This is a genomic window from Vibrio sp. RM-41-2B (genome assembly GCF_024744415.1).
Lineage (GTDB): Bacteria > Pseudomonadota > Gammaproteobacteria > Enterobacterales > Vibrionaceae > Vibrio > Vibrio diabolicus.
Genome location: NZ_JAMQWD010000005.1, coordinates 67,628 through 87,581, shown reverse-complemented (window position 1 = coordinate 87,581; position 19,954 = coordinate 67,628). Strand labels below are relative to the sequence as shown.

Annotated in this window: 22 protein-coding genes; 14 read left to right on the top strand and 8 right to left on the bottom strand. The window is 44.0% G+C overall.

The window, feature by feature from the left end; all coding sequences use genetic code 11:
• The first annotated feature begins 255 nt into the window (after window positions 1-255).
• The 4 genes from NB463_RS03815 to NB463_RS03800 all read left to right on the top strand — a co-directional run bounded on the left by NB463_RS03815 (window position 256) and on the right by NB463_RS03800 (window position 3,486).
• Window positions 256-1,599, top strand: coding sequence for an OmpP1/FadL family transporter (locus tag NB463_RS03815; protein ID WP_085344259.1), 1,344 nt, complete (start codon window positions 256-258; stop codon window positions 1,597-1,599).
• A gap of 78 nt (window positions 1,600-1,677) precedes the next feature.
• Window positions 1,678-2,397 carry a carbonic anhydrase gene (locus NB463_RS03810; RefSeq protein ID WP_020841751.1) on the top strand — a complete coding sequence of 240 codons (720 nt, stop codon included), beginning with the start codon at window positions 1,678-1,680 and terminating at the stop codon, window positions 2,395-2,397.
• Between the two features lie 79 nt (window positions 2,398-2,476).
• On the top strand, window positions 2,477-3,031 hold the full coding sequence (locus tag NB463_RS03805; RefSeq protein ID WP_258431391.1) for a YtfJ family protein: 555 nt from the start codon (window positions 2,477-2,479) through the stop codon (window positions 3,029-3,031).
• 20 nt (window positions 3,032-3,051) lie between these two features.
• Window positions 3,052-3,486, top strand: coding sequence for a hypothetical protein (locus tag NB463_RS03800; RefSeq protein WP_085344257.1), 435 nt, complete (start codon window positions 3,052-3,054; stop codon window positions 3,484-3,486).
• A gap of 71 nt (window positions 3,487-3,557) precedes the next feature.
• On the opposite strand, the gene NB463_RS03795 is transcribed toward NB463_RS03800, so the two are convergent.
• The gene (locus tag NB463_RS03795) at window positions 3,558-4,097 is read right to left on the bottom strand and encodes an NUDIX domain-containing protein (protein WP_005393699.1); all 540 of its coding nucleotides are present in this window, start codon (window positions 4,095-4,097) and stop codon (window positions 3,558-3,560) included.
• Window positions 4,098-4,148: 51 nt separating this feature from the next.
• Complete coding sequence (gene yjjG / locus NB463_RS03790) at window positions 4,149-4,823, bottom strand: pyrimidine 5'-nucleotidase (protein WP_029800868.1); 675 nt, start codon at window positions 4,821-4,823, stop codon at window positions 4,149-4,151.
• Window positions 4,824-4,961: 138 nt separating this feature from the next.
• Between yjjG and NB463_RS03785 the strand changes: the two genes are divergently transcribed.
• From NB463_RS03785 to NB463_RS03760, 6 genes are all read left to right on the top strand, one after another.
• Complete coding sequence (locus NB463_RS03785; protein ID WP_005384329.1) at window positions 4,962-5,885, top strand: LysR family transcriptional regulator; 924 nt, start codon at window positions 4,962-4,964, stop codon at window positions 5,883-5,885.
• Window positions 5,886-6,000: 115 nt separating this feature from the next.
• A complete protein-coding gene (locus NB463_RS03780) occupies window positions 6,001-6,315 on the top strand; it encodes a hypothetical protein (RefSeq protein ID WP_258431387.1) in 315 nt (104 codons plus the stop codon).
• A gap of 47 nt (window positions 6,316-6,362) precedes the next feature.
• Window positions 6,363-7,049, top strand: a complete 687-nt coding sequence (locus NB463_RS03775) for a helix-turn-helix transcriptional regulator (protein ID WP_029861916.1) — start codon at window positions 6,363-6,365, stop codon at window positions 7,047-7,049.
• Window positions 7,050-7,213: 164 nt separating this feature from the next.
• Window positions 7,214-7,396 (top strand): hypothetical protein, encoded by a 183-nt coding sequence (locus tag NB463_RS03770; protein WP_021035913.1) that lies wholly within the window; start codon window positions 7,214-7,216, stop codon window positions 7,394-7,396.
• Window positions 7,397-8,264: 868 nt separating this feature from the next.
• Window positions 8,265-9,326, top strand: a complete 1,062-nt coding sequence (locus NB463_RS03765; RefSeq protein WP_258515966.1) for a glycine zipper family protein — start codon at window positions 8,265-8,267, stop codon at window positions 9,324-9,326.
• Window positions 9,314-9,694, top strand: coding sequence for a hypothetical protein (locus NB463_RS03760; RefSeq protein ID WP_047008157.1), 381 nt, complete (start codon window positions 9,314-9,316; stop codon window positions 9,692-9,694). The genes NB463_RS03765 and NB463_RS03760 overlap by 13 nt, the downstream gene beginning before the upstream one ends.
• A gap of 86 nt (window positions 9,695-9,780) precedes the next feature.
• On the opposite strand, the gene NB463_RS03755 is transcribed toward NB463_RS03760, so the two are convergent.
• Window positions 9,781-10,335, bottom strand: coding sequence for a sugar O-acetyltransferase (locus NB463_RS03755; protein WP_005393677.1), 555 nt, complete (start codon window positions 10,333-10,335; stop codon window positions 9,781-9,783).
• A 129-nt stretch (window positions 10,336-10,464) separates the two neighbouring features.
• On the bottom strand, window positions 10,465-10,863 hold the full coding sequence (locus tag NB463_RS03750) for an OsmC family protein (RefSeq protein ID WP_005393675.1): 399 nt from the start codon (window positions 10,861-10,863) through the stop codon (window positions 10,465-10,467).
• A 203-nt stretch (window positions 10,864-11,066) separates the two neighbouring features.
• On the opposite strand from NB463_RS03750, the gene msrB reads away from it, so the two are divergent.
• The gene (gene msrB, locus NB463_RS03745; protein WP_145472611.1) at window positions 11,067-12,209 is read left to right on the top strand and encodes a peptide-methionine (R)-S-oxide reductase MsrB; all 1,143 of its coding nucleotides are present in this window, start codon (window positions 11,067-11,069) and stop codon (window positions 12,207-12,209) included.
• A 51-nt stretch (window positions 12,210-12,260) separates the two neighbouring features.
• The gene (locus NB463_RS03740; RefSeq protein WP_074189751.1) at window positions 12,261-12,407 is read left to right on the top strand and encodes a DUF2256 domain-containing protein; all 147 of its coding nucleotides are present in this window, start codon (window positions 12,261-12,263) and stop codon (window positions 12,405-12,407) included.
• Window positions 12,408-12,478: 71 nt separating this feature from the next.
• On the opposite strand, the gene NB463_RS03735 is transcribed toward NB463_RS03740, so the two are convergent.
• From NB463_RS03735 to NB463_RS03725, 3 genes are read right to left on the bottom strand one after another with little or no spacing between them, the layout of a single operon-like run.
• A complete protein-coding gene (locus NB463_RS03735; protein ID WP_258431749.1) occupies window positions 12,479-13,186 on the bottom strand; it encodes an SDR family oxidoreductase in 708 nt (235 codons plus the stop codon).
• Entirely contained in the window at window positions 13,186-14,730 is a 1,545-nt protein-coding gene (locus tag NB463_RS03730; protein WP_258431750.1) for a cryptochrome/photolyase family protein, read from the bottom strand. The genes NB463_RS03735 and NB463_RS03730 overlap by 1 nt, the downstream gene beginning before the upstream one ends.
• Window positions 14,731-14,733: 3 nt before the next feature.
• Window positions 14,734-16,068: a DASH family cryptochrome gene (locus NB463_RS03725; RefSeq protein ID WP_258431751.1), complete on the bottom strand. Its 1,335-nt coding sequence runs from the start codon at window positions 16,066-16,068 to the stop codon at window positions 14,734-14,736.
• Between the two features lie 366 nt (window positions 16,069-16,434).
• Here NB463_RS03725 and gefA point away from each other — a divergent pair, with 366 nt between their 5' ends.
• Window positions 16,435-17,448 carry a diguanylate cyclase GefA gene (gene gefA / locus NB463_RS03720; protein ID WP_005393654.1) on the top strand — a complete coding sequence of 338 codons (1,014 nt, stop codon included), beginning with the start codon at window positions 16,435-16,437 and terminating at the stop codon, window positions 17,446-17,448.
• A 104-nt stretch (window positions 17,449-17,552) separates the two neighbouring features.
• On the opposite strand, the gene NB463_RS03715 is transcribed toward gefA, so the two are convergent.
• On the bottom strand, window positions 17,553-18,131 hold the full coding sequence (locus NB463_RS03715; RefSeq protein WP_005393653.1) for a malate synthase: 579 nt from the start codon (window positions 18,129-18,131) through the stop codon (window positions 17,553-17,555).
• Window positions 18,132-18,307: 176 nt separating this feature from the next.
• Here NB463_RS03715 and NB463_RS03710 point away from each other — a divergent pair, with 176 nt between their 5' ends.
• Window positions 18,308-19,864, top strand: coding sequence for a DUF3612 domain-containing protein (locus NB463_RS03710; protein WP_104973366.1), 1,557 nt, complete (start codon window positions 18,308-18,310; stop codon window positions 19,862-19,864).
• Window positions 19,865-19,954: the final 90 nt, after the last annotated feature.

Here is a 19,954-nt window from a genome sequence, read left to right as displayed (position 1 = left end):
GGAACAGTCAGCACAATAAAAATAGAGAAGTAATACCGCAAAAATAAAAATAGAGGCTCTGAGTTTAATTTACACGTAAAATAACCACCACATTCACGACATGAACCATTAATAAATTCACCAATAAATATTTATTAAGTTAAATTTATTTATTGTCAACATACTGTTAGTTTTACCCCTAAATACACTGGTCAGATTTGTTTATTTTACTGATTTTCGTTGCAATACAACTTCTAATTAATTCATGAGAAAAACATGCAGCGACAATTCACTCTTTCACCGATTTATTTATTAATCGGGTTAGCCTCCTCGACGGCGTATGCCGGTGGTTTTCAAATTAACGAACATTCGGCGACGGGTCTTGGTCGTGCTTTTGCTGGTGATGCCGTCATTGGTGATAATGCGTCTGTAGTCAGCCGCAACGCCGCAGCGATGACGCTGTTTAAACAAAGTGCCTTATCGTTCGGTGTCACTTACGTCAAACCTGACGTTACCGTTAAAAATGCGCAATATCATCAAGCTAACATTAATGCAGATGTCAATGTTGGTATGGGCGGTTTTCCTCCGTCCCCTCAAGTTGATATTACCCCGTCCTTCTCTCAAACCGTGACCGACATTGATGACGTCGATGGCGTTGGTCAACCAGCCGTTGTACCCAATTTTTACTTTATTCACCCTATCAACGACGACTGGTATCTAGGCTTATCGGCATACTCCAACTTCGGAACCGACATGGAGTTTAAACCAAACTATGGCGCACCTGTTTTTGGCGGTGTCACCAGCGTAGCGAGTGTCAACCTTGGCGCAAGCTTGGCATACAAGGTGAACGACCGTTTTAGTATCGGTGGTGGTATTGATGTGATTTACGGCTCTGGTGAGCTGTACCGCGATATGGACGTGGGTGTTTGCGTTGGTGGGAACATACTTGGAAACGAACTAGAACAACGCTGTGGATCCGTAAAAGGCAACGCACTTGATGTGGAAGCTGGTGGCATTGGGCTTGGCGCGAACATTGGCATGATGTACGAGTTTAACGAGCGTCATCGCTTAGGTTTAAGCTACAAGCACAGCCCTAACATTGATGCCAAGGGCGACATCCACTTTGCTGGCGAATCGTACGACTCGCTTGCTATGCCTCTACCGGATATTGCGGAGTTTTCCGGTTATCACCGCGTCTTACCTAAATTTGCCCTGCACTATTCTGTGCAGTGGATTGGTTGGTCAGCATTTGACAGCTTGAAAGCTGATGATCAGTTGCTAAAAGATTTTCAGTGGCAAGACTCCGCGCACTACTCCATCGGTGCGACTTGGTACGCCAATGAACGTTGGACACTACGCACGGGTTACATGTTCGACAAAACACCTGTCGATGAGCTGACTTCGCTTTCTATCCCAGATTCGAACCGTCACTGGTTATCTGCGGGCGCCTCTTACCAATGGTCATCAGATACCACGGTTGACATCGGCATGACGTACTTGATTGGTGAAGATGTCAACGTAGAAGAGTACGCGTATGAAGGTGTTCCTGCACCTATGGTGACGGGCGTGACCCATTCAAATGCGTTCCTAATTGGTGCCCAACTCAGCCACCGTTTCTAATTTGTCAGGCAGTGATCAAACCTCTAGGTCATTGCCTTGTAACAACGCTTATCGAAGCGACCGAACAGAGACATTATTATGAACAAAACACTACTTGCTTTTTCACTCTCACTTCTCACTCTAAGCGCGGCTCAGGCTTCGGAATGGGGCTATGGCAATGACAAACACGGGCCAGAGCACTGGGGAGAAATCGCCAAAGACTGCGCAACCACGAAAAACCAAAGCCCAATCAACATCGACAACCCAGCCGACGCAAAACTGGAAGCACTGAACCTTTCGTACACTGGTCAGGTCATTGGTTTAACCAACAATGGTCATACGCTGCAAGCGCAAGTGAACGGACGTAACAGCTTCACCATCGATGGCGAGACGTTCGAGCTGCAACAGTTCCATTTCCACACACCTTCAGAAAACCAAATCAAAGGCCGCCAATATCCACTTGAAGCGCACTTTGTACACGCCAACGCAGACGGCGAGTTGGCGGTAATTTCGGTGATGTTTGATGCTGGTGATCAAAACGCAGCGCTGTCTAAACTGATCAACGCAATCCCACAAGAGAATCAAACCACGTTCTTTAAAGATACGTTTGAGATTAACGACTTACTGCCAAAAACTGCAAACTACTATCGATTTAACGGCTCTTTAACCACACCGCCATGTTCAGAAGGTGTGCGCTGGTTTGTGCTTAAAGACACTCAAACCTTATCCAAAGATCAAGCCGCGAAACTGATGGAAGTCATGGGACAAAACAATCGTCCGCTGCAACCGCTAAATGCGCGCGTTGTACTTTCTAACTAATCGCCATATCCGATAAGGGGCATCGTATTTGCCCCTTATTTTGATTCGCTCTAACCTCACTTCGTTACAGGAACCCCCAATGAAAACTCCATCTGTTCTGTCACTCTTACTCGCACTCGCCCCGACATTCGCCTTCTCTCATAACCTTTCTGTCGGTCACCCCCCCCCCCCTTCCGTCAGCATTGATACCTATGGTGAAATGACGCTGCAAGGAGACGATGTGGCTTATCAACCTTGGGCAACTCAGCAGATGTTAGGCAAAGTCCGTGTGATACAAGCCATTGCAGGTCGTAGTAAAGCCAAAGAGATGAACGCGCCGCTGATGTCAGCAATCACTGCCGCTCACTTTCCTGAAGATCAGTATCAGACCATAACCGTGATCAACCAAGAAGACGCCATATGGGGAACCGGTACATTTGTAAAATCGTCGGCAGAGGACAGCAAAAAGACATTCTCTTGGTCTTCCATGGTGTTAGACAAAAATGGCGTATTAGCAACAACTTGGGATCTTCAGCAAGAAAGTTCTGCGATTATCGTACAAAATAAACAAGGCGAAGTTATATTCGTGAAAGAAGGGGCTTTAACTCAAGACGAAGTCACACACGTCATCGAACTGATTAAACAGAATATCTAAACCTAAGGTAAGGAAAAGCTATGAAACTGTTCAACACCATCGCGCTCTGTCTTTTAGCGGCTGTAGCCTCTTTCCAATCGATTGCTGGAGACAACGATTGGGACAAGATTGCAGATAAAACCGTCAGTTTTAAATCGGAAACCGACACAGTCAATCCACTGTCACCATTTGCTAACGCTCGTTTCAGCCACATCAAAATCAAATGTACGCAAGGTACGGTCGATCTGAAAAGCGTTAAAGTAATCATGAAAGATGGTCAGGAAAAGACGTTCGACAGTTTAGGTGTTCTGACTAAAGGCATGTCATCAAGAAGCTTAAGCCTACCAACAAAAGATAACGCGAAATTAGACAAGATCGAGTTGAACTATGAATCGGTTGGCAGCACAGCGCTGCAAGTCGCGGGGGTGACCAAGAAAGCAAAAGTAGAAATTTTAGGTAAGAAAATCGACGAGTAAGCGATGGCTCAACGAGCTCTCCCAAACTAAAAACAGCGGCACTAGGCCGCTGTTTTCATTAAAAATTATCATTAAATGAATTTCTTCAGCTTCGCCAAACCATAAGCCGCGATAGTGACACAATCTTTGATCGTGCCGTCGATCATCATTTGTTCGAACTCCTCAACAGAAAAAGCGCGAGTGATCAAATCCTCTTCTTCACTGTCGAGTTGATTGCCCACGTCCGTTAAATCACTGGCGAAGTAGACGTGACATGTCTGATTCAAAAAGCCGTATGCGATAAACTGCGCGCCGACATACGCCATTGCGCTCGCCTGCATGCCCGTTTCTTCACGTAGCTCACCTTTGGCAAGCTCAAGATGATCCGCATCTGGGTTTGATTCCCACGCCCCTTGTGGGATCTCCCAGCAACGTTGACCTACGGTGTAACGGTACTGCTGAACCAAGTGAATCATCCCATTATCGATAGCCAGAATCGCAGCACAATCAGGTTTGTCGACCACACCATAGATGCCCTCTGCGCCGCTCGGACGTAAAATTTTGTCCTCACGCACCGTCATCCACTTATTCTGGTAAACGACTTTGCTGTCTAGCTGTTTGATGTCTGGCATGGTTATTCCTTGATTTTTCTGAGGGTTACTGCGGAATAATACCCGATTCGGTTACGCCACCAAAATGTTCTTTAGTTCACTCAAAGACTCAACGGTGTAATTTGGTGCGATACGCTCATCGACACTTGCGCCTGTGGTATTTAGCCAGCAAGTTTCAATACCAAAGTTATTGCCACCAAGAATATCGGAATGCAGGTTGTCACCCACCATCAGTACGCGCGTTTTGCATGGGTTGCCCATTTGCTGCATCGCGTATTCAAAAATACCTAAGTCCGGTTTTGCTACGCCCACTTGTTCAGAGATCACCACTTTATCGAAATACTCAGTCATCCCTGTGCGCTCAAGGCGAATTGCTTGCAACTCTGTAAAACCGTTGGTGATGATGCCCATTTTAGCTTTGCCTTGCAGCGCTTCCATCAGCTCTTTTGCACCTGGCAACAAACTGCAAATATCGGCCATTGCTTCTAAAAATGCGCTATTGAGATCGGCTGTTGTGGTATTCAACTTCTCAGCCCACTCGGTAAAGCGGTTATGTTTTAGCTCATCTGCCGTTACTTTGCCGTCTTGGTAATCCACCCAAAGCGGTTTGTTTACGGTTTGGTAATGAGCAAAATCTTGTTCAGTAAAATCTACGCCTTTGCGAGAAAACATAAGCTGCAAACCTTTGAAAGCATCAAAGTGGAATAAGGTTTCGTCAGCGTCAAACAGGATCCAATCGTACTTCATTTTCTTCTTCCCAAAATCAAGGTCGTAATACTGGTGCATAGTCTAGATTGTTTTCTTCTTGAAGATAATCTCTATAATTGGAAATTAATTGTATCCTTATGCTCAACAATAAATGCTTCACGATGATAGGAGATTGATGTGAACGCGATTGCCTCCCTGCCCGTTTTTGTTGCTGTTGTCGAATGCGGCAGCTTTTCCCTTGCGGCCAAACAGCTGAATCTGACGAAATCGGCGATCAGCAAACGCATCAACCAACTAGAAGACGATTTGGGCATTCGTCTCCTTAACCGAACCACGCGTAAGCTGAGCCTGACCGAAGCGGGAGAACGCTATTTTGAGTACGCCTCTCAAGCGCTCAACCTAGCCCAGCAAGGCGTGGACGCGGTATCGGAGCTGCAAGGCTCTCCACAAGGTCGGCTCAAAATTACCGTGCCGATGTCTTTCGGTGTGCTGCATATCGCGCCTTTGATCAGCGAGTTTCTCGCTCGTTACCCGAAAATTGAAGTGGATTTAAACCTCGAAGACAAAATGGTCGATTTGGTTAAAGACGGTTTTGATTTGGGGATCCGTATTGGTGAGCTCACCTCTTCCAATCTAATCGCAAAACGTCTCGCCCCTTGTAAAAGTGTGCTTTGTGCCTCACCAGATTACTTAGCGGAGTTCGGCACACCACAAAAACCAAGTGATTTAGTCAGTCACAACTGCCTGCGCTACTCCTATTTCCGTGGCGGCGTCGAATGGATGTTCATCAACAATGGCAGCGAATACAAGGTGCTTCCAAAAGGAAACTTTATCGTCAATAACAGCGAAGCCATTCGCCAGTTGCTGTTAAGAGGTTCGGGCATTGCGCAACTACCAACATTTATTGCAGGAAGAGACTTTGCCGCAGGAAATCTAAAACCGGTGATGGAAGAGTATTCTCTACCAGAACACGCCATTTATGCGGTGTTCCCTGAGCGCAAGCACATGCCGTTGAAAGTAAGAGCCTTTATCGATTTTATCAGCGAAAAACTCGGCACAGATTTACCTTACTGGGATCGTTACAACAGCCCAGAAAAATAACCATATTGATGATAAGTGAGTGAGATTTCACTACTGACATGTTCTGACATTCCATCCGCTTAACCTTATTTGGAACTCAACAGGCAATCCGCCAAAACCAATAAGGAATCACAATATGGAAACCGTTATCGAAACTGTGCAATTTCGTCTAACCGCAGGCACAACAGAGCAAGACGTGGTCGCCGCCGCCAAGCAGTCACAAACGTTTGTGAAGAATCTGCCGGGCTTTTTGTATCGCTCACTCAGTCACGAAGCGGCGGACGATGTGTGGACAGACATCATTTACTGGCGTTCAATGGACGATGCAAAACAGGCGGGAAAACAGCTTAAGCAAGCCGCTGAATTTCAGCCTCTGTTATCGATTATTGACTGCGAAAGCTTCGAGCTTAAACATCACAACTTAAAAATGTGCAGTGAGCTAGAGAAGTAATCAGCCGCACTACCACTAACAACCAGTAGGTCTAGATAAGGAACATCATGAGCAAATCAGAACGACTGTTTGAGCTACTGACGCTTTTGCGCGCAAAGCGTTACGCCGTGACAGCGAAAGAGCTCGCAGAAAGAATGGAAGTCAGCGAACGTACGATTTATCGCGATATTCAGTCGTTGCTTAGTTCTGGTGTTCCTATTCAAGGTGAAGCAGGTGTCGGCTACCTGTTGCAAGCGGGCTCTCATCTGCCGCCTTTGATGTTCTCAGAAAAAGAGATGATGGCGCTTGAACTGGGTATGCGGATGGTTCGAGCCTGGTCGGATGCCGAACTAGCCGAAGCGTCTCATTCTGCGTCCACCAAAATACTTTCGGTATTGCCAGATAAGCTCAAACAACAAGTGGAAGATTGTCCGCTGATTGTGCCCGATTATCACACCCAATCCGAGACTGCCAAACGAGGGCAGCTTCTGCGCCACGCGATTGATCATCAGTTTAAGGTCAGTTTGGATTACCAAGATGAAAGCGGACACGTGACCGAGAGAAAAATCCAACCGTTAGGCCAGTTCTTTTGGGGCAAAGTCTGGACGCTGGTCGCCTGGTGCGAATTGCGCGATGATTACCGCCAGTTCCGCCTCGACCGTATCCAAGCACTGCGTATGCACGATGAAGAGTTTCAGAGTGCGGAAACCAAATCTCTCAAACATTACATTGCGCAGTATGAATCGAAAGATTGAGTGTTCTTCATCCTTCCGTCACAAGGATTCAAACTTGCTCTGCTCAATGCGTGATATTTGGAAAGGCACATTTAGTTAAACTAATGTTTCATTTTTAACAGATGCACAACAAACCTAAGATCGTTAACTTAAGTAGCACGTCAACCACACCGGAGCGTGAAGCTATGAAAGTACTGATTCAATACACCCAAGCAGGGAAATATCGAGATCAAGCGTGGGAGTCTTTAACTCTTCGATCTAAAGGTGATATGCAGGCCGTTACCCCTTCTTATGCTGCCCAACTTATCGAACAAAGCAAAGCGACACTTGTGATGACTGAGGAGCAACAAATCGTTATTCATCCATAACCGACTATTAGCCTTGTTTAACCAACCTTTGTTAGTTACGCAAGGCTTACACCTCGCCATTACACGTTATCAATTTTATATACGACCACCTATATTTACAAAAAACCAATAAGATAGTTCTTATTTTCATTCTCGACATTCTTCTAAAACGCCCTTCCATTCATAGCTAAGATATAGGCTATCTGTTAGTCTCTTTATTTCTTCATGATAAAGATTAGGATATTGATATCCTATAAATAGGATAAACCTTGAAAAAGCATCGGTTTATTATAAGGACAGGTGTAATATGCAATTGTTCTGGAACATTATTGGATACTTAATGTTCTCTGGTGTATTAGTTATTTTTTTCCAGACATTCTTTATAGGTATCATGCACCTTTTAATGCCAAAAGACATTGTCAATAGCTACTTTAAAGAACCTTATTTTAACACTTTCGAACTAGCTCTATTTACAGGTTGGCCTTACGCATCTTTCCGAACATTGATGTTTGTTCGTTTAATCGTTCAACCTAACTCAGGTGAAAAACGAAAGTTACCCGATGTATCCCAAGAGGTGCCTAGATGGTACCGTCTATTATCCTTCATATTAATATGGGTGATTATGATAAACTCTACAATGTTAACGCTTGTATTTTTTATCGCAGGTTTCTTAGCACTAGCGGATCCTTTATGATATTGACTTATCCAGTTAAATCCAACATCGCAATTTAAATGTAAATAACAACACTAATAATTGCACGCAAATGACAAATATATCATCCAATTTGTATGTTTTTAAAATGAAAGTCTAGAATGTAAAAAAATAAACTTCCTAAATATAGTTTTTTGTTAGTATCTGAGAAAATTAATTATTAGCTAGAGGTGCTCTATGTCGGGATTATTTGAGTATAAAATAAAAACTCATGATAACTTATCATCAATTATATTAAACATGTATGGTGCTCCATATGGTAGCAAGGACTATCAGAGAGTGCTGACTCATATAATGACATTGAACAAGCATATTTCAGATCCTAACCGCATTAAAGCAGGCGATATCATTTGGTTATCAGCTCTACCCAAATCAAGCACCCAACTTAACACTCAACGTAACAATGCTTTACCTCCTAAAAGTATCGCGAAGCTAGGGACTTACCCAGCGTCTAAACCTCAAATATCTAGTTCTCCGCCCCATAAAGTTTTGCCTCCCAATATTCTCAGCTACAATCAACCTCCAAAATCGATCTCAAATCAAGTTCCACCACAACATGCTGATATGTTTTGGGCGTTAGCATGGTTAGAAAACAACGCCAATATGATTACTATTCCAGGAGGTACCTTGATGGGTGCTACAGGAAACTTGATGAGTAAAGGAAATATTAAGCTCATTGAGAACATCAACGACCTTTACGCAAACTATAAAAACGGAGTAATAAGTAAAGGACAATATGATGGTCGACGTAAGAAACATCTAGACCTACTAAAGAAAAATGTTGGCCCTATGGAAAAGCTTTTGTTTGGCAACAAAACGACTCACCAGTCTATTCGTATTGCTCGAAATGGAGGATTACCAGCTAATGCTCATATAGTTAAACAGGCCGAAAAACTGAATAAAATAGCTCAGGCATCTAAAGTTGGCGGACATGTTTTAGTAGGTGTTGGTCTAACGGCTTCCTGTATTCAGATCGCGAATACACAAGACCAACATGAGAAGAATGAAATTTTTGTTGAGTCAATAACTAGCACAGCTGTAGGAATGGGTACCAGCGCGTTAGTCGGTCTATTTTTAGTATCAAATCCTATTGGTTGGGGGACTGCTATTGTACTCGCTGCAGGTTCAACGGCTGTAGGCTACGCTTCCGGCAAAGTGGCAAAAGGCTTTTATAATTCAAGTGAAAGCAAGCCAAACTTAGTCGCTAGTACTGGAATAGAAGCCATATGCAGCAAGTAATCACATTTCTTTTTTACACTTTAATGACTGGTGTGGTTATTATTTTCTTACAAACCATTTTTATCGGTGTCATGCACTTTCTGATGCCAAAGAAGATTGTTGGGAACTATTTTAAAAAACCATATTTTAATGAATTTGAGCTTTCTCTATTCACGGGGTGGCCTTACGCATTTTTCCGGACATTGATGTTTGTTCGTTTAATCGTCCAACCTAGCTCAGGTAAAAAGCGAAAATTACCTAATATTTCTGGAGAAGTACCAAAATGGTATCGTTATTTGTCGATTCTATTACTAGTTATTATCATTGTTAACTCTGTTGTCGTTGCCCTGACTTTATCAATTGGGGCCGTTCTGTTAGCAATTGAGTGAGGAATTAACACTTAAATATAACGATGTACTCGACGAAGAGAGCTCAGGCAGAACTCTCTAATCGCCAGTGTTTTGCCAACAGCCCTCTACTCTTCTTCGTTGAGACGACGAATCAACTTAGCAGGTGTGCCTCCGTATAGACAATCTGGCGGCACATCATGGTTGACGACCGAGTTCGCCGCAATCACCGAGCGAGCACCAATCGTTACACCTTGGTTAATGACGGAGTTACCACCAATCCACACATCATCTTCAATCGTGATAGGTTTACAAAACGTCTCCCAACGTCGGCGACTTCGGTAATCAACAGAATGAGAAGCCGTATACAATTGCACGCTTGGACCGATTAGCACGTGGTTCCCGATGGTAATTTTAGCGCCATCAAGCATGACCACATTCATGTTGATAAAGGTTTCTTCGCCGATTTCGATGGTTTTACCGAACTCGCAATGGAAAGGTGCTTGAACAATGCAAAGACCCGCTTTGCCAAACAGCTGTTTTTGTAATTCGTCGCGCTGACTTTCGTCGGTATTGTTATTGAGCGCTCTAAGTGCTTGAAGAGCATGACTTCTAATTGCGTCAATTTCTTTGTCCATGCCATCAAAGATTTGACCAGACATCATTTTTTCGAGTTCTGTCACTGGGAGACTCCTAAAACCTGCAATTACTACTTTCAGATTAATCACACGGTACGTGAATTGCGGAATAAAAAAAGAGAAAAGCCTGCACTTTTCTCTTTCCTGTTTTTATATTTTGTGGAGTCTGTCGACTTACACGATTTCCCAGCTGTGGGTCATCTCAACACCTTCACCTAGCATTAAGCAAACCGAGCAGTATTTTTCTAGCGAGTCAGCCGCCACTTTTGCTACGACTTCTGGGTCAAGCTCGTCACCTGAAACTTCAAAGTGGATATTCACTTGCGTAAAGATACGTGGTGCGGTTTCACGACGCTCTGTGGTTAGCTTGGCATTAACTGACAAGACCTTTTGGCCTGCCGTTTTCAAACCGTCGACAACATCGACAGAGCTACAGCCACCAGCGGCCATTAGTACCATTTCCATTGGGCTTGGTGCCGTTGCACCGCCATTGCCATCCATCACTACGGAGTGACCCGACTGAGATTGCCCAAGGAATTTAAAATCTTCTACCCATTTAACTTCTGCTTGCATGATTTACCTCATTTAGCATCGCTCGTTGAAGACATCGTTGCCCTATCAAGCGGTGTATTTCGTGTCGATACTTTAGCTTTCTCGCATAAAAGGGCAACGGAATTTTCAACATTGCTGTAATTTTTTCGCTCGGTTGCCTTTCTCTATACGTAACACTTTTTATTTCAGTCACACTTTCTACGGAAAACAACCTTGAGGTAGCTATGAAGAATATATCTAAGTTATTGGTCGGATTCTCTTTCGCACTTCCTGTCTTGTTCCTACTTTTGAGTAAAGCAGGCACCGCCGATACGATGGATAAGATGAAGGCTTCAGAGAATGCAGAAATCGCCACACTGGCTGGCGGCTGTTTCTGGTGTACAGAATCGGATTTGGAACAGTTGACTGGCGTAGTCGATGTCGTATCAGGCTATTCTGGTGGTCATGTTGAAAACCCAACTTATCGCCAAGTTTCATCAGGTAAATCAGGTCACATAGAAGTGATCGAAGTTAAGTACGATCCAAAAGTGGTTAGTTACGAGCAAGTGTTGGACTACTTTTTTCGTCATATCGATCCTACTGACGATAAAGGCTCTTTTGTCGACCGTGGCCCACAGTATCGCCCTGCTATTTTCTATCATAACGCGGAGCAAAAGCAGATCGCAGAACAGTTTATAATGGAAATCGACAAGGCGATGATCTATCCAAAACCGTTGAAAACAGAACTGATCGAGTTTGAGAAGTTTTATCCTGCAGAAGAGTATCACCAAGACTACTACAAAAAGAGTAGCTTAAAGTATAAGTATTACCGCTATGCGTCTGGTCGAGATAAATACTTGGATGAAGTATTTGGTGATGATCGTAAAGAGAACTCAAAAACGCTTCGTCAGTTGATCGAAGAAAAAAAGTTGATATCAAAAGTGAAAGCGTACAGTAAGCCTGCTAAGTCCGAGATCAAATCAAACTTAACGGAGTTGCAATACTACGTAACGCAAGAAGAAGGCACCGAGCGTCCGTTCGACAACGAATATTGGGACAACAAAGAAGCGGGGATTTACGTTGATATCGTAACTGGTGAGCCGTTGTTTTCTTCTACCGATAAATACAAATCGGGGACGGGTTGGCCAAGTTTCACTAAGCCAATCAACCCAGGTTACATCGTTGAAAAAACCGATTACAAGCTGATTTATCCAAGAACGGAAGTTCGCAGTAAGTTTGGTGATTCTCACCTTGGTCATGTTTTTAAAGACGGTCCGAAGCCAACAGGATTACGCTACTGCATGAACTCTGCGGCAATGAAATTTGTACCTGTAAGTGAAATGAAAACGCAGGGGTATGAAGAGTATCTGTATCTCTTTGATAAATAGTTCGTATTCATTCAACTTCAAGGGCATACGATGGCAAATGGGGAGGACCAGATGAAAGGTTTTAAAACACAATTACCAACCAAAATCTGCTCTGTTTGCCATCGCCCATTTTCTTGGAGAAAGAAATGGGCAAGAAATTGGGACGAAGTCGTTTACTGTTCTGAGCGCTGCCGAAGAAACAAATCAGTCAAAAGTTAGAACCACAAAAACTTTATGCCGCACTGCTAGCCTTATTTTCCAAGGTTACTTTGCCCAGACCAAGCTGCGCTTCACCAAGGTAACAAGGCACCATCATAAGCCAAAAATGCCCCACTATCCTGCGGGGTTGCTTTGTCAATCAATCCCCATAAGTCTCGCGCGACACGCTCTGGGCTAAACAGCTTTCCTTCAGGTACATTCGCTTGAAAAGGTGCCGATAAAGCCGTATCTGTTGTGCCTGGGTGAAGAGCAAGTACAGTCCCATGTTTGACCATTCTCCGCCATTCAATCGACATGGTTTTGAGGAACATATTTAACGCGGCTTTCGATGCACGATAGCTGTACCAACCGCCTAAGTGATTATCACTAATACTGCCAACTTTGGCCGAAATGGTCGCAAACTTAGGATTGACACTGCGTTTTAACTTGGGCGTGAAGTATTTCGCCAACAGTAAACTCGGCAAAGTATTAACCAAGATGGTTTGCTGAAAAAAGTCTGCGTCGAGCGAGCTAAGATTCTTCTCAGGACCTTTATCTTGGGCGTGCAACATACCAACGCAGTTCACCAACCAATCAACATGTTCAATTTGCTCACTGAACGCTTTCATCTGCTCGTCCTGCGATACATCCACTTGATGCCAAACTACATTTGGGTGTTGCCAGTCTGGTTGATGCTTACGATAAGTGGCATGCACGCGAGCTTGAGGAAAGCGAACTAGCGCTTGTTGAACCATCGCCAATCCAATGCCGCCATTTCCACCAACGATCAGTATGTCCATTACAAGCTCTCCAAGTTTTCCATATAGTGCTCAGCAGTATCTAATATCGCTTGGCGTTGCTGCTCTTCCATATTGTCCCAAGATCGGAAAATCATCCCAATACGTGGATTCGTTGCTAAGCGTTTGTCGTGTTTATTCATAAAGCGCCAATATAAGCTGTTGAACGGACATGAACCTTCACCACTGCGTGCTTTGTTATCGTAGTGACATCCTTTACAGTAGTCGCTCATTTTGTTGATGTAAGAGCCACTCGCCGCATACGGTTTGGTGCCAACAATCCCACCATCTGCAAACAGTGCCATACCGCGCGTATTGGGCATTTCTACCCATTCAATCGCATCAACGTAGATACCGAGATACCATTCATCCACTTGGTCTGGGTCGATCTCGGTTAATAAACAAAAGTTACCAGTGACCATCAAACGTTGGATGTGGTGTGCGTAGGCATAATCGAGAGACTGGCCAATCGCGTTTCGCATACAGGCCATTTTGGTTTCGCCGTTCCAGAAGAAGTCTGGCAGCTTTCTACTCGCTTCCAGTTCATTCTTTTTCGGGTAATGAGGCATGTTCGCCCAATAAACGCCTCTGATGTACTCTCGCCATCCCAAGATCTGACGAATAAAACCTTCTACCTGAGAAATGTCTATGTCGGCATTGGCATGAAATGCCTTAAGTGAAGCATCAATCACCTCTCGCGGATTCAGCAGCTTACTGTTCAGCGAGAACGAAATCCGGCTATGATACAAGCTCCATTTAGCCTCGTGCTGACCTGTCATGGCGTCTTGAAAACGACCAAACAGTGGCAAACAGACCTGACAAAAATGCGCGAGTAAAGACAAGCTTTGAGAGCGATTTACTGGCCAAAGTAAATCACCATTTAATTTACCTATGGTTTGAATGTTGTGCCGACCTAAGCGCTCGACAATATCACTGACGTCATGACTAAACATTAATGGCTTTGGCAGCTGTTCAATGTCTTTTGCTTTAAGTTTATTTCGGTTATTGGCGTCGTAGTTCCACTTTCCACCAATAGGCTTACCGTCTTGCATCAAAATGGTGAAACGCTTACGCATACGGCGATAAAAGTGCTCCATCATGATGTGTTTACCTTGAGGAAACTGCGATTCTATTTCCTCAAACGGTAACAAAAAGTGTTCCGAATCGACGCTTCGCATCACGACCCCATCAAACTTTAGTTTGGCTAACTGCTCTAGTAAACGGTATTCGTCGGGGCGTTGATATTCAAACTTACTTGCACCAACTTCACTCACGTAGTGTTGTAAGACTTGCGCAAGATCCTCGAAAGATTGTGTGTCATCCAACGTAAGGTGCAAAACTTGATGCCCTTCTTCCTGCAGCTCGTTGGCAAAATTCGCCATCGCAGAGAAAAAAGCACACACCTTTTGAATGTGATGCGTAACGTAAGTATTTTCTTGTTTTAACTCAGCGACAAGGTAAAGCACCGAGTCGTCTACACGTTGAAACCACGAATGCTCGCTATTAAGTTGGTCACCAAGAATGAGCCGAACCGTCTCGTAATGCATTGGTTATCTCCCGCTCTCTTTTTTTGGCGCAATCGGCCAATCCACCATATCGACACTATCAAGATGTACGCCTACGCATCTCCCCTGCCATTTGTCGATAAATGAAAAATCTGGATCATAAGTTTGTGTCTGCTTTTCTAGATTAAACTGACGTGAGCCACGTGGGTCAGCGCCAACACCAGCCAAATACTGCCAGTTGCCCCAATTAGACCCGACATCGTAATCAATCAACTGAGTTTCAAAATAAGCAGCACCGTAGCGCCAGTCGAGTCCGAGTTCATGAACCAGACAACTCGCGACCAGTTGGCGCCCTCGGTTAGACATATAACCCGTTTTATTAAGCTGATGCATACATGCGTTAACGATTGGAAAAGGTGTCTCGCCTTTCTTCCACTGCTTAAAGCGTTGCGCATAAAAACTGGTCAGTGGTGGCTGGTTGGCGATACCGCCAAATCGAAACAACTTCTGTTGATACTTTCTCGCGTACCAATAAAAGTATTCCCGCCACAACAACTCGAAATAGATCCAATAGGTTGAATCATTTGCTCCGTTCTTCTGCTCATATTGTTTGAGCATGGCATAAATGATTGTAGGAGAGACGCAACCATGAGCTAACCAAGGTGAAAATTTGGTTGAATACTCCATCCCATCGAGCTCATTGCGAGTCTGTTTATATTCGCTCGCTAAACTTGAAGCAAAATAGCGTCGACAATGTTCAAGACCGCTCAGTTCTCCGCCATCAAATGCTGGTTTGGTGTCAAAGTAATATGTCGTGGCGGTAGGAAAATTCGCACCTGAAGGTGCTGGCGGTAAAGCATGAACGCTCTCGTAAGGCTGAGAGAGGTCTAAACCTTCGACCTGCTTTCTAAATTTCGTGAAGGTCACAGGCAGTTGCCTTAATTCAAATGGTAACTGTTCTTCGCACAACAAAGTGCGGATCGCTTGCTGTTTTATGTTCACATGGGGAGTGCCTTCAATTGCACGCTCTAGTGCCTGTTGCTCATCCGAACCCGCAAACGCATCAGCATAAATATGAGTGATACCGAAATGACTGATGGCATATTTGATCGCTTGATAAGGTGTCAGTTCAACCGTCCATAATCGTTGCCCCAATTTAGCTAAAGATTGATTAAGTTCATTAAGCGATGCCTCGAGAAACTGCAATTTCGCACGGCCTAAAGAGGTCTCCTGCGCAAAGTGCTGCAAGTAAGGTGTCACCGAGGGGCGACAATACAAACAAATTAACTCATCCATTTCTGCATAAGCGTCTATCAACAGCGGGTTGTCATGCAAACGCAGGTCATTAGTGAACCAATACAGTCCTATTTTCTTATCCAAGTCGCACCCTCTTTTTGTAAACTCGTTTTTTGTAAACTCGGAGTCCCGCGTTCTTGTTGCAAATAGCCTAAGCGTTAAGTCTTTTATTCCACTCGTTGTTGTACGGGCAATAGAGCTTTACGATCATTAGGTTACTGACAATCTCACTAAACCAATTGGCTGGTCATCTTAGAGCTCTTAACACCAAAACATCGTTCGCGCATGTTTCATACTAAGATTTTATAAAATTAAAATTTGGCGATATTGATAACGGTCTTAATCACTCATTTTTTATATAAACCATGCAAAAATGATAAAAATTAAAGCGATATTAGTTAATATCCGTTAATCTAAGTCCAATTCCATTTTGCTAGTACCATCGCAGAAATGACCGACGAGTTTAAAAAATCGACCGCTAATTTGAAAAAAGCGGTCCCACTAATGATCAAAAATCATGTTGCTGCCACGCCAGCCAACTATGCGCTTTGGTATACCTACGTTGACAAGACCATTCCTGAACTCAACTTTGAGTTGGATACGGTGTTAGAAAACTACGGTATCTGCCCGCCTGCAACCAATAAACAGCTTTATAACAACTATGTTGCCAGTAAAGCAGAAACTAGCCTTGAAGATCTTAGAACCAATGTAGAAGTTCTGCTGCATGAAGTGTCCAGCTCGATGAGCGATACACTTTCAGATACTTCTTCCTTTTCTGAAATGGTAGACAAAAGTTTTAATAAGCTAGAAAAAGTTGAAGACAACAGCTTAAGTATTGAAGAAGTGATGGTGGTGATTCGTCAACTTGTCGCTGAGTCACACGAAATTCGTCACTCGACAAAGTTTTTGAATAGCCAATTAACTAATGCGAGTGAAGAAATTTCTCGCCTCAAAAATCAGCTGGCTGAAGTACAGCAAGACGCATTATTTGATGGTCTATCCAACCTTTACAACCGTCGAGCTTTTGATAAAGATCTGTCTTCGCTTATCGCATCAAATCAAGCAATGACCTTGATCATGCTTGATATCGACCATTTCAAGTCATTTAACGACAATTACGGCCATCTTTTCGGCGATACGGTGCTAAAAGCCATTGCCCGTCGACTACAACAAAGCTGTCGAGATGGAATATGCGCGTATCGTTTTGGTGGTGAAGAGTTCGCTTTAATTGTGCCCAATAAGTCTCTGCGAATTGCTCGCCAATATGCAGACACACTACGCCGCATGATAGAAAAACTGCGCATCAGAGATAAGCGTTCTGGTACACAAGTTCACAGCATTACCGCTTCTTTTGGGGTAGCAGAATATGAGGTGGGTGATACGCCTGAAGCTCTGGTCAATAAAGCCGATAAGCAACTTTATGAGGCAAAACAACTCGGTCGTAACCGCGTGATGCCCATTTAAATCAACTTGTTATGTAAGCTTGATTAATAGGACCGAATTTTTCGAAGTAGAATAAAAACCCCGCACTATTGAGTGCGGGGTCTATTTATCTGGCACTTCACATCTTAATCGACACTGTAGCAGTAGCTTAGAATATAGTCGTCACCGTTTTTCGCAGTGTATTCTTTATCTTCGCTGCATGCCATCGGCTTACCTTTTTTGTCGCCTTTGATTAGGCTGATCCAGTGGCGCATCGCCGTCGGCGCATTACCCGTTAGTTCAGGATTAAACGTAGTGCGGGTTTCCAGTTGAATGTCATCAATATCCATCAACTCCACACAACCGGTGCCTTTATGACAGCCAAATAGCACTTCTACGTGGTTACCTGAATCGTCTTTAAACAAGATCGATTTTGGATCTTCTTTCTCACCCGTATACGCCACAAAGTGTTTTGGGCTTTTCAGGCCGCTGTGTGTACCGTCTTTGAAGTAAGCCAATACATGGCGGTAATCAATTACGTAACTTGATACATCTTGGTGCGACCCGTTCTCCAATGGGAACATGCGGTCTAGTAGTTGCTTCGCTTTTACTTGCTTCTCGCTCTGCTGCTCAGCACTTACCGCTTCGACGGCAAATACAGCTTCAGCGATAAATGGGCGTTGTTGTTGTTGCATCTCTTTTTTATCGAAGTTCAGCATATTCATCGTCATATCCTCGCACTTAAAAAAACTCGTCCTAGAGTAAAAACTTAATTCCTTCGTTTAAGTTTCAGGCAATTCTGTGAAGTTGATGGTTAATTTCCTTGCCTGCTTATTATGTAGACTAGCGAAATATTGACTACAATTTCACAACAAAAATTTTACAATGTGAATTTTACAAAATGTCTGTGTCAAAAAGCCTTATTCGTCAGTCCCATTTTCTAGGTACGAAAATTCGCAACCTAAGGAAAAACAACCATTTAACTATGGAGGATTTATCTGCACGCTGTGTAAGGATCAATCCTGAGTACGCACCGTCGGTATCTTACCTTTCGATGATAGAGCGTGGAAAACGCGTTCCGAGTATTGATATGCTCGAAGTAATCGCGGAAGTTTTTCAAAAAGATCCTGCGTGGTTTTTAGATGATGAACCGGAATTAGAGGCCATTACCCCCAACAAAGGGAATCGTGGCGGTATCAACGGTATGGCATTGGAGCCGAGCTTTTTGTTCTCCAATGATATTCTCCAAATCGCGATTCCAGAGATGTTGTCTCAAACGGGTATTACTGGACGTCAATTCGCCCACTTGTTGATCCGTGCGCACCAAGAGAACCATCAAAACCATTTTCCTGATTTAGAACGCGCAGCCGAAGAGGTCGGCTTGAAACGCCTGAATCTATCGGTAGAAGATCTGATAGATATTGCGAAAAGCATGGGGTTGGATATTCGCTGGGTAGACCGAGCACCACAGGATGTGATTGATGAACTGGGCGTCAGCGCCAAACAGTTGATTACGTCTTTTATGGAGCCACCTGGTACCATTTATCTCAATAAACGAATGCGTGACTACCCAACCCGATTGAAATATGACTTGGCGGTATACATCGGCCATCGCGTGCTCCATAGCAGTGATGCAATGAATAACGTTTTATCTATTGGGCATCAAAACAACTGGGAGCAAATGGACAGCCCAGTTTCCAACTCTGAGCTCAACTCGCAAGATATCCTACAAGCTTGGCGCGATTTTGAGTCCAGCTTTTTTGCTGGTGCCCTGCTTTGCCCCAAAGTACCATTTCGTCAGTTGCTTGACCGTTCCGGTTACGAAATTGATGTTCACAAAAAGGCCGGCGTTTCTCCTTCCGTTGCGATGCGTCGTATGACCGTGGTTTCTCCGTACCCTCATTGGCACTACTTTGATGCCTATGGTCCGGGCAAGTTGAAAGCGGTATATCGTGGAAATGGCATCCCGCTTCCTTGGGGCAATATGCGCAAAGTGAACGATCCTTGCCAACACTGGGCCGTATTTAGACGTCTAGCCCAACCTTTGGATACCAGTTCAGCGCAAATTTCGATTTTGAATGTGGGCGACGAGCCACGTATTTACTGTTGTGAATCAGTCAACGTATTTGACCCTGCGGGGAACAACCGAGTGTTGTGCGCGGGGATAGATTTAAACCCTGCGATTTCTGCGCAAGGTGGTGATGCGGTTTCTATTGCGGAAGAGCTGAAGTCACTTTGTGTCGCTTCCGGCGGAAGTAGTGTCATTCCTCCCCACATCAAAAAAGACTTAACAACCATCGCTAAGATATTAAACATCAATTGGATAGAACGAGGTATTCAAACCCAAGCTAGGCTAATCTGCTCAAGAGGGGCCGTTTGTCCAAGGCAGCCTAGTTGTTACAGTAAGTGCGGAGAAGCCGATGAGACAGGTGACAACGTGAATATTATTGGTCTCTAGAAAGAAAAAACGCCAATCACAATAATCGTGATTGGCGGTATATACTTGTGAACAATGTGTATTCACTAACAACGTCAGTTGGCTAGGTGA

What these genes read in the sequence shown, in the direction of transcription:
- NB463_RS03815 (WP_085344259.1), top strand. Translation starts at nt 256, where the DNA reads ATGCAGCGACAATTCACTCTTTCACCGATTTATTTATTAATCGGGTTA.
- NB463_RS03810 (WP_020841751.1), top strand. Translation starts at nt 1,678, where the DNA reads ATGAACAAAACACTACTTGCTTTTTCACTCTCACTTCTCACTCTAAGC.
- NB463_RS03805 (WP_258431391.1), top strand. Translation starts at nt 2,477, where the DNA reads ATGAAAACTCCATCTGTTCTGTCACTCTTACTCGCACTCGCCCCGACA.
- NB463_RS03800 (WP_085344257.1), top strand. Translation starts at nt 3,052, where the DNA reads ATGAAACTGTTCAACACCATCGCGCTCTGTCTTTTAGCGGCTGTAGCC.
- NB463_RS03795 (WP_005393699.1), bottom strand. Translation starts at nt 4,097, where the DNA reads ATGCCAGACATCAAACAGCTAGACAGCAAAGTCGTTTACCAGAATAAG.
- yjjG (WP_029800868.1), bottom strand. Translation starts at nt 4,823, where the DNA reads ATGAAGTACGATTGGATCCTGTTTGACGCTGACGAAACCTTATTCCAC.
- NB463_RS03780 (WP_258431387.1), top strand. Translation starts at nt 6,001, where the DNA reads ATGGAAACCGTTATCGAAACTGTGCAATTTCGTCTAACCGCAGGCACA.
- NB463_RS03775 (WP_029861916.1), top strand. Translation starts at nt 6,363, where the DNA reads ATGAGCAAATCAGAACGACTGTTTGAGCTACTGACGCTTTTGCGCGCA.
- NB463_RS03770 (WP_021035913.1), top strand. Translation starts at nt 7,214, where the DNA reads ATGAAAGTACTGATTCAATACACCCAAGCAGGGAAATATCGAGATCAA.
- NB463_RS03765 (WP_258515966.1), top strand. Translation starts at nt 8,265, where the DNA reads ATGTCGGGATTATTTGAGTATAAAATAAAAACTCATGATAACTTATCA.
- NB463_RS03760 (WP_047008157.1), top strand. Translation starts at nt 9,314, where the DNA reads ATGCAGCAAGTAATCACATTTCTTTTTTACACTTTAATGACTGGTGTG.
- NB463_RS03750 (WP_005393675.1), bottom strand. Translation starts at nt 10,863, where the DNA reads ATGCAAGCAGAAGTTAAATGGGTAGAAGATTTTAAATTCCTTGGGCAA.
- msrB (WP_145472611.1), top strand. Translation starts at nt 11,067, where the DNA reads ATGAAGAATATATCTAAGTTATTGGTCGGATTCTCTTTCGCACTTCCT.
- NB463_RS03740 (WP_074189751.1), top strand. Translation starts at nt 12,261, where the DNA reads ATGAAAGGTTTTAAAACACAATTACCAACCAAAATCTGCTCTGTTTGC.
- NB463_RS03735 (WP_258431749.1), bottom strand. Translation starts at nt 13,186, where the DNA reads ATGGACATACTGATCGTTGGTGGAAATGGCGGCATTGGATTGGCGATG.
- NB463_RS03730 (WP_258431750.1), bottom strand. Translation starts at nt 14,730, where the DNA reads ATGCATTACGAGACGGTTCGGCTCATTCTTGGTGACCAACTTAATAGC.
- gefA (WP_005393654.1), top strand. Translation starts at nt 16,435, where the DNA reads ATGACCGACGAGTTTAAAAAATCGACCGCTAATTTGAAAAAAGCGGTC.
- NB463_RS03715 (WP_005393653.1), bottom strand. Translation starts at nt 18,131, where the DNA reads ATGAATATGCTGAACTTCGATAAAAAAGAGATGCAACAACAACAACGC.
- NB463_RS03710 (WP_104973366.1), top strand. Translation starts at nt 18,308, where the DNA reads ATGTCTGTGTCAAAAAGCCTTATTCGTCAGTCCCATTTTCTAGGTACG.